This is a genomic window from Chthonomonas sp., from assembly GCF_035294505.1.
GTDB lineage: Bacteria > Armatimonadota > Chthonomonadetes > Chthonomonadales > Chthonomonadaceae > Chthonomonas.
In genome coordinates, this window is the sequence record NZ_DATGKU010000079.1 from 1 (window position 1) to 11,773 (window position 11,773).

The 11,773-nt window shown below is 56.1% G+C and carries 10 protein-coding genes and 1 pseudogene; 2 read left to right on the forward strand and 9 right to left on the reverse strand.

The window, feature by feature from the left end; translation table 11 throughout:
• Nucleotides 1-618 (forward strand): ribose-5-phosphate isomerase RpiA (gene rpiA, locus VKV18_RS04310; protein WP_324202995.1); only part of this gene is annotated, 618 nt, incomplete at its 5' end.
• Nucleotides 619-639: 21 nt separating this feature from the next.
• Nucleotides 640-2,250 (forward strand): D-aminoacylase, encoded by a 1,611-nt coding sequence (locus VKV18_RS04315; RefSeq protein ID WP_324202996.1) that lies wholly within the window; start codon nucleotides 640-642, stop codon nucleotides 2,248-2,250.
• 5 nt (nucleotides 2,251-2,255) lie between these two features.
• On the opposite strand, the gene VKV18_RS04320 is transcribed toward VKV18_RS04315, so the two are convergent.
• The 9 genes and pseudogenes from VKV18_RS04320 to VKV18_RS04360 all read right to left on the reverse strand — a co-directional run.
• Nucleotides 2,256-3,392, reverse strand: coding sequence for an ABC transporter permease (locus VKV18_RS04320; protein ID WP_324202997.1), 1,137 nt, complete (start codon nucleotides 3,390-3,392; stop codon nucleotides 2,256-2,258).
• Nucleotides 3,389-4,033 carry a histidine phosphatase family protein gene (locus VKV18_RS04325; protein WP_324202998.1) on the reverse strand — a complete coding sequence of 215 codons (645 nt, stop codon included), beginning with the start codon at nucleotides 4,031-4,033 and terminating at the stop codon, nucleotides 3,389-3,391. Before VKV18_RS04325 ends, VKV18_RS04320 begins: the two co-directional genes overlap by 4 nt.
• A 17-nt stretch (nucleotides 4,034-4,050) precedes the next feature.
• The gene (locus tag VKV18_RS04330; protein ID WP_324202999.1) at nucleotides 4,051-4,869 is read right to left on the reverse strand and encodes a DUF2092 domain-containing protein; all 819 of its coding nucleotides are present in this window, start codon (nucleotides 4,867-4,869) and stop codon (nucleotides 4,051-4,053) included.
• Nucleotides 4,870-4,929: 60 nt separating this feature from the next.
• Nucleotides 4,930-5,943 carry a hypothetical protein gene (locus tag VKV18_RS04335; protein WP_324203000.1) on the reverse strand — a complete coding sequence of 338 codons (1,014 nt, stop codon included), beginning with the start codon at nucleotides 5,941-5,943 and terminating at the stop codon, nucleotides 4,930-4,932.
• 82 nt (nucleotides 5,944-6,025) lie between these two features.
• A complete protein-coding gene (locus VKV18_RS15925) occupies nucleotides 6,026-7,309 on the reverse strand; it encodes a DnaJ domain-containing protein (protein WP_324203001.1) in 1,284 nt (427 codons plus the stop codon).
• A gap of 15 nt (nucleotides 7,310-7,324) precedes the next feature.
• Nucleotides 7,325-8,842, reverse strand: a complete 1,518-nt coding sequence (locus tag VKV18_RS04345; protein WP_324203002.1) for a type II secretion system F family protein — start codon at nucleotides 8,840-8,842, stop codon at nucleotides 7,325-7,327.
• Between the two features lie 26 nt (nucleotides 8,843-8,868).
• On the reverse strand, nucleotides 8,869-10,260 hold the full coding sequence (locus VKV18_RS04350) for a type II secretion system F family protein (RefSeq protein WP_324203003.1): 1,392 nt from the start codon (nucleotides 10,258-10,260) through the stop codon (nucleotides 8,869-8,871).
• Nucleotides 10,261-10,265: 5 nt separating this feature from the next.
• Nucleotides 10,266-10,811 (reverse strand): 2-amino-4-hydroxy-6-hydroxymethyldihydropteridine diphosphokinase, encoded by a 546-nt coding sequence (gene folK / locus VKV18_RS04355; protein WP_324203004.1) that lies wholly within the window; start codon nucleotides 10,809-10,811, stop codon nucleotides 10,266-10,268.
• 308 nt (nucleotides 10,812-11,119) lie between these two features.
• Nucleotides 11,120-11,773: pseudogene (locus VKV18_RS04360) on the reverse strand (hypothetical protein); the annotation flags it as partial.

Here is an 11,773-nt window from a genome sequence, read left to right on the forward strand (position 1 = left end):
ACCGCGGCTTTCGCCATTCAAGCGATCGGAGAGCGCATTAAATCGGAAGGCCTCCACGTCCGGGCCGTTGCCACCTCCTCACGCTCACGCGAAATGGCCGCCGAATGGGGTATCCCGCTTATAGACCTCTGCGAAGTGGAGGCCTTAGACCTCACCATAGATGGAGCCGATCAGGTTGGGCCGAACCTCTCTCTCATTAAAGGAGGCGGGGGCGCGCTCCTTCGAGAGAAGATCGTGGCGCAGGCAAGCCGAGAACTCATCATCATCTGCGATGAGACGAAACGCCATACGCCCTTCGGGCAGCACCCCCTCCCTGTGGCCGTCGTTCCCTTTGGCCATACCCTCACGCGGCGTCGCCTCGAGCGGTTCTGCCAGAAAGTGCTGCTTCGCCCCAAAGCGCCCGATAGTCCCGAACCTTATCTTACCGACGACGGCCTCTATATCTACGATATGCACATGGAGGCGATTGCCGACCCCCCCCAGTTGGAACAAAGGCTTAAGCAGATCGTAGGAGTAGTAGAGGTAGGTCTGTTCAACGGGCTGGCTTCTCGCGTGCTATTCGGCTTCCACGATGGGCACGTAGAAGAGCTGCTTCCCGATCATCCCGTCCACCTCTAATCTACTGCCTGAGGTAGCCGCATGCAACCAGAGCCTTCTTTTGATATCGTTATCACCGGTGGTCTGCTTTTCGAGGGAACCGGCGCCGCCCCTTTCCAAGCAGATATCGGCATTGTGGGCGAGCGTATTGCGGCCATTGGCGACCTCTCACAAGCAAAGGCGCGACGTACCATCGTCGCCAAAAATTTGCATGTGGCGCCCGGTTTTATAGATATCCACACCCATTCCGACATCTCGGCCCCTTTCAATCCGTGGCAGTCCAGCGCCATCGCCATGGGGGTAACCTCTCAAGTTGTCGGCAACTGCGGCATCTCGCTTGGCCTCGCGCTTCATGACCCTCTCTTTGCCTTCGAACAGCGCTGGCTCGCCGCCTACGGCAAACATATTGAATGGAGCAACCTCAACGAATTTCTCCGCTATTTAGAAGAGAACGGCATCGGCACGAACTTTCTTCCCCTAGTCGGACATGGCACCCTTCGCAAACGTGTGATGGGTATGGCCGATAGGCTTCCCACGGACGAGGAGTTGAGCGCCATGTGCTGTCTCCTCGAAGAATCGTTGGTAGCCGGTGCTTGGGGCCTCTCCTCCGGTTTAGAGTACCTTCCTTCCGGCTATGCCGATGTGAACGAACTGGCCGCCCTTTGTAGTCTCGTGCGCAAATACAACGGCATCTATGCTACTCACCTCCGCAATGAGGGCGACACCCTCGTCGAATCGGTGCAGGAGGCTCTAGAGGTTGCTGCCAAAGCGCAGGTTCCCCTACAACTCTCTCATCACAAGGCAGAGGGAATAAAAAACTGGGGCAAAACCAAGATCACCTTGGCCATGGTAGATAGAGCGCGTGCGGAAGGCCTCGATGTCCAACTCGACCAGTATCCCTATCCCGCTTTCATGACCTCTTTGGTGGTGCAAACGCTGCCACGTTGGGCCCAACAGGGCACCAATGAGGAGATGGCCGGCCGCCTTAAAAACCCGCAATTTCGCTGCCAAATCGTTCACGAAATTCTTGCCGCCCATCCGGAATGGAACGATCTAGAGCCTTGGCAAAATATCCGACTCGGGGTCTGCCGTGGCAAACCGGAGCTGCAGGGCCGCTCTATCGCAGAGTTAGCCCAAGAGACCCAAAAACACCCTGTCGAGTACGTCCTCGATCTGATCGTTGAGACGGAGGGCTTTGTAAGCGCCATCAACTTCTCAATCGGCGAAGAGGATATCGTGCGCGTAATGCAACACCCCTATACTGCCATCGGCTCCGATGCCGTGGCCTCTCAGGTAAACGAGCGCTCCCTACAAGACCAGATTCATCCTCGCGTCTACGGCACGTTTCCTCGAGTGCTAGGGCGCTACGTCCGCCAACAACAGGTGCTCTCCGAAGCGGAAGCCATCTACAAAATGACGGGCCTTCCGGCAACGCGAATGGGTCTTACCGATCGAGGATTTCTGCGAGTAGGCTGCTATGCGGATATCACCCTATACGATCCGCAAAGGGTGATAGATACGGCCACATTTGAACACCCCCATGCCTATCCCCTAGGTATTGAGTGGGTTCTGGTGAACGGCACCGTCGCCCTAGAAAACGGCCGGCTCACCAACGCTTTGGCCGGCAAAGTGCTCCGCGCCAATGCACGCTAACCTCGTTAGCGCCGCTCAATAATGCTTACGGGGTCTAACGAGGCCAAACGGAAGGCGATTGTGGCTAAAGCGAAGAGCGCAATGGTGATGGGCAGTGGCAGCGTGAACACAAAGGCGGTAGGGTCAAAAATATCGAGCAGTAGACCTTTGGGAGCGAGGAAGACCGCCCGAATGACCCAGAGTGTGCCGATCGTCAGCAGTCCGCCTAAAACCCAGCCGCATAAACAATAGAGGCAAACCTCCCCAAGCGCCCGTCTCAGCAAGAACCCTCGATGATAGCCTATCGCCGCCAACATCGCGATCTCCGGCAGGCGCTGCGAAAAATAGATGTTGGCCAGAAGCCCACAGACGAAAGCGATGGCAAATACGATAATGCCGATGGCTAGATTGAGAATAAGATAGAGATTAGAGAGAGCGCTCTCCGTTTCATGAACTAAATCGGCGAAGCGCCAAACCCGCACCTGGGTATGATCTACCACTCGCTCAATCGCCGCATCTAAAGCTCTTTGAGCCGCCGGCGAAGCGTTTGGGGCGAAGGCCAAATAGCCGACAAAACTGAACGGAGATGTTTTATCCACCTCCGATTTTGAAGTAATGCCCAGCCATACCGAGCCGTGCAGCAGCCCCACAAGGCGGATCGGCACGGGTGCGTAGTCATCCAAAGAGTTCGGGTTCGCCAACACACCGCCTAAAGGCACTTTCAGATTATGGGCGACATCGTCCGATATCGCCGCCTCAGGCTGCCCCTCCCTCGGCATGCGACCTGCTATCAACCGAACATGGCTCCGCTCCAAAAGCATCCGACGCCCGTCCGGACTAAGCCCAAAAATAGGAAAAGGCATTTTGCCGAAGATGGTTTTAATGAGCACCTGGTAAGAGTGTGCCGGATAAAGTGCACCGAGTTGGGGTAGTTTGCGGATGCGCTCTATTTGAGCCGAAGGGATGTCGAGGGCATTACGAGGCGTTAGCCCCGTTAAATAACGATTATATCCGTATAGCGTATAGATGGTCAACTGGATCGAGTCGACAATGGTAACCACACAGGCCACCAACATCACGGCCAGCATAATTACAAACACTAAAGGCGCTACTCTCGCCGGGTTACGGCGAAAGTAGACTAACGGGTGCAGCGGGCGTATCATTTTGTTAAATGGGACGTGTCATTCAGCAAAAGCAGCCGAGCAAACGGCTCTGGCTCTCGCGGTTCCTCCTCTATCAGGCTCAAAGAGGCGTTATCTACCCACACACGGGGCATAGACTCCATAGGCGCTTTTAACGCATTACAAAAGAGAACTCGCAGGCTGCTGCCATGCCCCACAACGGCCACCTGCCCGCCGGCAGGAAAAGCCGCGCGTATGGTTTGTAGAACCTGCAGCATGCGCTGCCAAACATGACTGAGCGGCTCGCTGTTGGGAGGGCGATTGTAAAAGGAATCGCGGTCGTAGGCCTCAAGAAGAGCCTTATCGCCACGGGCCACAATCTCGGCACGCGTTAGCCCCTCCCAATCCCCCAACATCGTCTCTCTCAGCAACGGTGTGGCCTGCACGGGCAAGTTGAAACGGCGTGCGATGGCCTCCGCTGTTACACGAGCACGCAGGAGATCGCTAGACCAAACGGCTTGCAGCGGTTGAGGAAGGGCCGCGAGACGAGCGGCTATGCACTCCGCCTGCCGATGTCCCTCTGCGTCCAGAGGGACATCGGTATGCCCTTGCATTCGCCCTTCCTCATTCCAGATGGTCTGACCGTGCCGAACGATGTAGAGGCGCAGGCGTCCTTCTGGCACTCCGGATAACCTCGTTCCTAAGGATGCGGTTTTGACGGGATGCCGGGGACACCGCCTGCTTGTGGAGCGGGCGGCTTAAACAGACGTGCACCTTTTGGCGGTACGAAGTGAAACACGGATTCGGGAATATTTGCCCCTATCTGCTGATCCAAAATCTCCGTATCGAGCCCAAGAACGGCGGCGTTTACCTGGTTAGGGTCTACAATGCGCATTAATCGGTAGCTGCCTTGCGACACGGTAAGCTCTAAAGGTTTCACTTTCGCCCGCATCTCTGCACTCACATCCGGCCGCAGCGCCAGACCTACCTGTATCACATAGGCGTTTTGCCCATGATACTGTAGCGTCTTCGTTATGCGGGCTGTCTTTAGGTCTATGCCCAACAGGAGGGGATCGATGCTGCGAATAAACACATAGGCCGGCGGCACATTAGGCCCTGCAGGCTCTTGCATATACACATTCTGCCCACCATCGTAAAGGGTCGTCAGCTTGCCATCGGAGCAGATAATGCGTACCACACCGTTTTTCTGGGGCATCGCGGGGCCACTGATGGTGGAATGCTCATAGAAGCGGTTGGGCAACGTTGCTTTTATCTCTCGAACCACTGTAAAAGTAACCACTTTTCGCTGGGCTGATAGGCTTTTTTGATAGGTTCGCGCCGTAATGGAAAGGCTATGCGCGTTTTTGTAGAGATCGAACATCTTCTGCAAAACGGCAGAAGGTTTCGGCGGCGCGGCCAAGCTGACAATCGGCAGGGCGATGCCCACCAGGCCGCAGGCAACACCGAGGCACTTCGGCATTCTCGGTTCCACGCAGGAACGCAAAACAGACAGGTTCATCTTTAAACGGTTTCTCCTAATGTTGCAAAAGCAGAGCTTAGTATACCAGCTTTTTTCAAACTATCGTTCCACCACGCTCACGCGCAGCTCATGGCTTCCATCCGCACAGGCCATTTCATAATAGTAGAAAAGCTCACTCCCTACCGGCAGAACATCTACATAACGCAGGGAGCCGCTGCCGTAGGGAGAGCGAAGAACAGGGCCGTGTGGAGAAAGCGAATGGTAATGCTGTAGATCGAATGTAATCGCCAAACCGGTCTGCTCCTCATAGTTGCCCTCCACAGAAGCGCTGCCATCGTAGAAGGCGAGAAAGCCTCCCTCCTCTAAGGGCAAAAGGGCCCCGAGTCGGCGACAATAGCCGTCCCATTGCCGGCCTTTCTCCAAATTTGCCGGGAGAAGCGTCGCATGCTGCGGCGATACATCTCCTAACCACTGAAACACGCGCCCATCTCCGCTCACAGCCGCTGCACTTCGCGACTCGGTAAAACCCGTGTTGTAGATATCCCCAGTGGCATGGCGCATGGCTTTTTGCTCTTCTGTGAGGTTCGGCAAGGGAACGGCATAGCTCAGTAACAGGTAGATCATCCGTCCTATGAGAAAGGCACAGGGGTCTTTAACCCCCTCACAGGCCACATCATCTGGGGAGAATAACACCGATACACGGCTCGCCTCAAAATTTTCAGGAGCATCGGCTTCGCTCCACCCCACGTACCAGCGGCCATCGGCAGCAGAGGCGTAGCTCAGATAAAGCAGCCAACGGCCATCCGGAGCTTGTATCAGCGAACCTCGCTCCACCGACAGCGCATCGAGAGAGTCCTTAGAAATCGCCCAGATATCCTCAAAAGTCACCCCATTACTGCTTGCGGCAATGCGACATTCCACCCCGCGCCCGAGTTCGGCGGGGCGGCGTACGCGGTAGACAAGGTAAAACGTGTCTGTTGCCGGGTCGAACGCTGCCGACGGCGCTCCCATCCACCAGCCCCTTCCTCGCTGCTGGGGCGAGCGCACCACCAGCCCCTCCCTTGGGTCGAAGAGGGGAACGGCTCCAAACTGCTTGCCTTTCCTTAATGACATGCCAACACTCCTCGATGTCTGTCTGCGAAACGATGGTGTTTGTGCCCTTTTTGCGGCAATTACACTTTTTAGACCGTCACCTTCAAAACTCCGATATTCTGCCGTAAAGGCGCAAACGGTCTCCTATCTTCCATCCGGCCAAAAGCGTAGGCAGGAGAAAGTTACCGGCAATGAGAAGCGTTAGAGAGCTAGCCCCGCCAGATGGATTGCTGGGACGATAGATCAGCCAAAATAGAGCCGACAACAGAAAAGCACATCCGTAGACCATCAGCAGCGACCGAGAGAAACGACGTCGGAATCGAACCCATTGCCATATCGCCCCCAGCAGGTACACTGCAAACGATAGCCCGACCCAAAAAAGGGCCAAGAAAGCCAGCAGGGCCGCTACCTGCACCTTTCTATGACGGCTCACATAAATCTGAGCGCACTGCGATAGGGGGTGCAACCGTCCATACAGCGACAGGAGCAGTCCGGAGAGAAAGCCTCCGAATATCAGAGCAACAATAAGATTGAATGAGATGTCGGCAACAAGCCGATCTCCGGGAAAGAGATAGAGCAGGGCAAAGACGCATGCGAGAACAAAAGCGGCCCCAACAGCAACAACAGCCAAAAACACCTCGCGTTCCATGCCCTCCAGGGCTTCCCATAAAGAGACTCTGTGCGATTGCGAGAGGGTTACCCGTGGCCTTGAGCTGTGAGAGCGCTCCTTGATGGTGAGGCGTTCGAGCTTAGCCTGTGCCTGGTGGTTGTTGGGGTTAAACTGCACGGCGTAGGAGTAGGCGGCTATAGCGTTCTCCTTGTCGCCGCGCCGTGCCAGCAGATCACCAAGCAACTCATGGGCGGGCGAGAGGGTAACGTTCAGCGCGATGGCCTGTCGGCAAAGACGCTCCGCATCCGCATAGCGCCGCGTGTAGAACGCCATCTGGGCTTCATGCAAAAACTTCTCCGCCCTGGCCGAGCGGCCGGTTGTGGTTGTTTGTGATGCGAAAGGTGCCTGGCGCGGGCGTGAGGATGTCTCTTCCTGTACCACGCGCCCAAAGCCGTTGAAATCCACTTTCGGCCGCGTCGGAGATGCAGAGGGTTTCTGCGTCGAAGTCGTGCGAGGTTTGGCGGAAGGGGCAGAGGGTTGTTGCAGACGTGTGGCCAGGAATAGGCGCTCCGTATCGTAACGAGAGCGCCTTTCCGGATCGCTCAGCACGTCATAGGCCTCGTTGATCTCGGTGATCTTTCGGGCCGCCTCCGGGGTTGGATTTACGTCGGGGTGATAACGCAGGGCCAACTCACGGTAGCGCCGTTTTATCTCCTTGAGATCGGCCGAAGGGGCTACACCTAAAATGGCGTAATAGTCTTTAGATGGACTCTCCATGCTTCTCCACTTGCATTAGCCTCCCGCCGAGGTAACGCTGGCAGCGTACCCACTGTAGAATCGGACAATGAACATGGCCACCACGATCGCCACAAATAGAAACACGATAACGCCTACAGCAATGGCCCATTGTCTTGCTTTAACCTGCCCCTCTTGCTCGTAATAATCGGCGGTTTTCTGCAGAATCTCCTCCAAATTCCCACTCGCCTCACCGGTTCGGATCATGTTCAAAGCAACCGGGTCGAGAAACCCCGAACGATGCAAAGCATCGGAGACCGCACCGCCCCACTGGGCTTGGTTCATGGCCTGCAAGGCAGCGTTTCTTAACAGAACGTTTCCGCTAGCCTCTCCGGCAATGCGCACCGTCTCCGACATAGGAAAACCGGCATGGTAGAGTGCCGCATAGGTTCGGAGAAACTTCGCCGTCGCGAAGGTCTTCACCAGTTTGCCAAGCCCCGGCAAGCTCGTTTTCACGGTGTCGTACGTCTCCCGAACCCCCTTCATGTTGAACAGGAAAAGCCGAAAGATCACCACCAACGCCAAGAAGGGCAGAAGCAGTTCCAGCCCAAAAACCACCGTGTCGTTGAGATATTGAAGAAACGAATACTGCGCTTTGCCAAGCCCACTTAGCACAAGCTCGGAGATCGCAGGCATGTTCGTGCCCAAAAAGCCGCGGCCGAGTATCATGAAAGCAACAAAAATAACGAGCTTGGGATAGAAGGTCTCCATGCGCAGCACCCGTCGCAACGCCACTTCGTGCTCCACATACTCCGCAAGTTGGCGGAACACGTCGTCAAGCATGCCCCCCTGCTCTGCCGCGTGTACCATCGCCACATGCATCTGCGGAAATACCCATGGGTAACGCACCATCACTTCCGACAGTCTTCCGCCGCGCTCGGCATGCCACTTCATGTCGCGAATAACCTTTTTTAACTGCCCATTTCGCGTGTTCGCCTCCAGAGCGCTCAGGGCTTGATAGAGGGACATGCCCGCGTTGAGAAGAGCCGCGAATTGGCGGTAAAACTCCACCATGTTCCCAAGGAACACGCCGCTCCAAACCGGGTAGATGCAGGTCTCTAGGAAGCGCTGATACAGCGAAGCGCCTTTCGTCTCACCGGAGCGTTCCTGAACGCCTCTCTCATGCACCGGATAGGCAGCAGAGGCCATGGTCGCTCCGAAGCCGGCGCTATGCGGAGCGTTCATAGAAAGCGTTGGGGTGGCAATGGGCTGGGTGGGTTCCGCTATGGTCTGATTCGGCGGGGTCACCGGCCCACCCCGCTCCCAGGGCTGAATAGGTAGGTCTTGCGTTGGCTCCGGCTCGGAAAGGGGCGCTAACGAGGTGGGTTGCTCCCTCCAAGGGCCGGCAAGTTCGAGTGTTGGCGACGGCGCAGGGGATTGTAATAGCTCCAAACGCGTCGGTGCATAGCCCATCTGCCGTAGCCGCTCCGCGGCCACTGCGAGGTTTTCGGCCTCCAAAGTGCCGTCGAATAGGCGACCCTGTCTATCTTTGGCCTGATAGGTATATGTCGGCATGGTAATGCCTCCTCTTCGGAAGACTTCTAGCTTCCGAAATACTTGTCCACAAAGTGGAACATTCCGTTAAAATAGGAGTAGACAAACCAGAGAAAGGCGCCTCCTCCCAGTACGAGCATGGCGGTTATGCCTATATGAAGCATGGCATGGCGCACCTTACCGGTGCTATCGAGCACCAGATTCTGGTAGTAATCGGCAACCTGGTCGAGGCTTTCCGGCACCCGCCCTGCCTGATGACCGGTGAGAATCAGACTTTCGATCTGCCCAGTAAAGAGACCTGTGTCCTGAAAGGCTTCGGGGAACGAAGCGCCGCGTTGCATGAGGGTGGCAGCTTGAAGAAGCCGTTCGCGAATAATAGCGTTCGGGGTAGCAGCAGCGGCGCTTTCCCATGCGGTTCCGGGCGCTACCCCCGCATGATAGAGCCGGCGCAACGTCCGTGTGAAGCAGGCTAAGCTAAACTGCCGTTGCAACAGCCCAAAAGGCGGTGTTCGCAAGGCAAGCGCATCGAGATAGCGACGATACTCCGGCAACTGCATCCAACGCCCTATGTTTACGGCAAGCAATAGAAGGCCTATGGCGGCCGGCAAGTAGATGAAGGCCACACGCTTAAGATACAGAGTAAGCCCTACCTTGTAATCCATGCTACTGAAGAGCGAGGGAAAGAAGGGAATAACAATGGCCACAGAAAACAGAGCGCTGATCGCCAGCAACTTCGGCAACCACGAGCCGCGATAGAGAGCGATATTTTGCTCGTAGGTTTGCGCTATCTCCGGCAGCATCACATCCAGAAAACCGCCCAGCTCTCCGGCTGCCACCGCGCCCGTAACGTGCTCGGGGAAGATGCGCGGGTAGCGCTTCATCACTTCAGAGATGGGCGTTCCTGCCTGTGCCGCCGTCATCATCTCCCTAATTACCTGACCCAGGTTCCTATTGGGCGTACGTCGTCCTAACTCCTCCAACGCATTATAAACCGTGTGGCCACCGAGAACCAACGTGGCGAACTGCTGGAAGAAGACGAGCAGATCGTGCGTGCTAACCCCACCGAGTTTAGAGGAGCTTGGTGAAGATGGGCGCGTCGTAGGCGATTTGGCCGTTGCCTGTAGGCGCGCCGCATTGCCGGTGAACACGACCTTACGAGGCTCGTTTCCAACCTCTTGTAAGCGTGTTGAGGCCGGTGCTCTCGACACAACAGGCTCGTTGAACGCTTGAGGCCGCTGCATCGGTGCCGGCTCCAAACCCGTTAGGCGCGTGGCATCCAATGCGTTCGACAGACTATTCGGAGAGGCCGGTGCTAATGAGACGGGACGATAGCCTTGTTGTTGTAGACGCCGATGCACCTCTGAAACATCCTGTCCCTCTATCTTGCCCACAACGGTCTTGCCCGTTGCATCCACGGCTTCATAAAAAAACTGTTGCATCCTCTCTAAGCTCCTTGCCATCCTACCAACGTCTGCGCGTAACGGCGCAAAGGTTGGCGCTGAATGCATTCGCTGGCTACAAGTTGCCCTAGCTCACGCCCGTCCGGCAGAATGAGATCTGCGGCAATATCCCACAACGGGATAACCACGAAGGCCCGCTTCGACATCTCGGGATGAGGCACCTCTAAAAGCTCCGTCTTTATCCTCTCGTTCGCATATAGCAGAATATCTATATCTATGGTGCGCGGCCCCCAGGAAATGTTCCGCTCTCTTCCCCCCTCCGCTTCAACGCGTTGTATCCGTTCAAGCAGCACCACCGGCGACAGATACGTCCGTATTCTTACCACCGCATTGAGGTGCGGAGGGTAACGCTCGGCATCCTCCGGCTCTCTACCTAAATGGGGCGATTCGTAAACAGGCGAGACCTCCTCTATGGTTATATCGCCGGTTTTGGTCAATCGCTGGAGGGCTGTTTGTAAATTCAGTAGCCGATCACCGAGGCTTGAGCCTAAGCCGAGATAGGCAGCCACCTCCCTCACCATCTCCTTCATATACTACTACTCCATCGCGCAAGCCTCTGTTTCCATCCGCTTGCCTGCAACAGCAACTCTCCCCCATTTGCTATCACCACGGCAAACCCCTCCCGGCCATCGCCCTGCACAAAGCGGCTTACGGACAACTTAAAGAGACCATCGCTAGCCAGATGACATGTTCCGCCATCCGAACGACAGTCGCCGCTTCCACGAACCTACTGCCCTCTTCCTTGTTGGCAATAGAGGACACGATGCCCGTTTCTGCAAAGCCCTGCCGCTTGCCACAGCAAGAGCAGCCGCCGACTTTAGGCGCTGGCGGTTAATTGCTAGCGCGCCGAGGTTGTTGTGGAGAGACTCTCGCGATACAATGCGGCCAGCTGCGAGGGCGTTACCGCTACGTAGTCCGGCCCTAAAATTTTAAGCATATCGCGTAAGTCCTCGAGTTTGGTGCTCCAGTTCATCACGAAAACGTTGATGAAAGCCGGGCGCACATCCCCCACACGCTGGCGTATCTCGTTGGCAAGCGTCTCTCCACTGCCTCCACCGGTAACGGCTCGAAATACCTCTTGACCGCTCGGCAGTCGGTATGTCAGCTGGTCATAAGAACGCTCTCCCTGATAACCGTAGTCTGCCATGATAAAAGAGACCTGCGGCAAGTAGCCTGCCACCTTCGCAATGGCCTTTGCATCTACCCCCATCAACCGCAGCGTGTGCATATCCATGCGCCTCATATATTGCCATGTGAGGTCGTAGAAGGAGCGAAAGGCCGCATCCCGATTCTTAAGCGCTGTCGCCCAGTCCGGTGGATAGATGTAGCCCACGCCCGATACGTCGCAAAGAAACTCGTCGTTCGGTGTGGCATGTTGATAGTACCACTTTACCCAAGTCGGTGCACAATCAATGAGTGTTGGCCCCATGCCCCAACCGATGGGAATGGAACCGTGCAGCGGATTCTCGAAGTAATGCCGGAAGAAATCGCG

Excerpts from the sequence above, each read along its gene's own strand:
- VKV18_RS04330 (WP_324202999.1), bottom strand. The coding sequence starts at position 4,869 with ATGAACCTGTCTGTTTTGCGTTCCTGCGTGGAACCGAGAATGCCGAAG.
- VKV18_RS15925 (WP_324203001.1), bottom strand. The coding sequence starts at position 7,309 with ATGGAGAGTCCATCTAAAGACTATTACGCCATTTTAGGTGTAGCCCCT.
- VKV18_RS04335 (WP_324203000.1), bottom strand. The coding sequence starts at position 5,943 with ATGTCATTAAGGAAAGGCAAGCAGTTTGGAGCCGTTCCCCTCTTCGAC.
- VKV18_RS04320 (WP_324202997.1), bottom strand. The coding sequence starts at position 3,392 with ATGATACGCCCGCTGCACCCGTTAGTCTACTTTCGCCGTAACCCGGCG.
- VKV18_RS04345 (WP_324203002.1), bottom strand. The coding sequence starts at position 8,842 with ATGCCGACATATACCTATCAGGCCAAAGATAGACAGGGTCGCCTATTC.
- VKV18_RS04315 (WP_324202996.1), top strand. The coding sequence starts at position 640 with ATGCAACCAGAGCCTTCTTTTGATATCGTTATCACCGGTGGTCTGCTT.
- VKV18_RS04350 (WP_324203003.1), bottom strand. The coding sequence starts at position 10,260 with ATGCAACAGTTTTTTTATGAAGCCGTGGATGCAACGGGCAAGACCGTT.
- folK (WP_324203004.1), bottom strand. The coding sequence starts at position 10,811 with ATGAAGGAGATGGTGAGGGAGGTGGCTGCCTATCTCGGCTTAGGCTCA.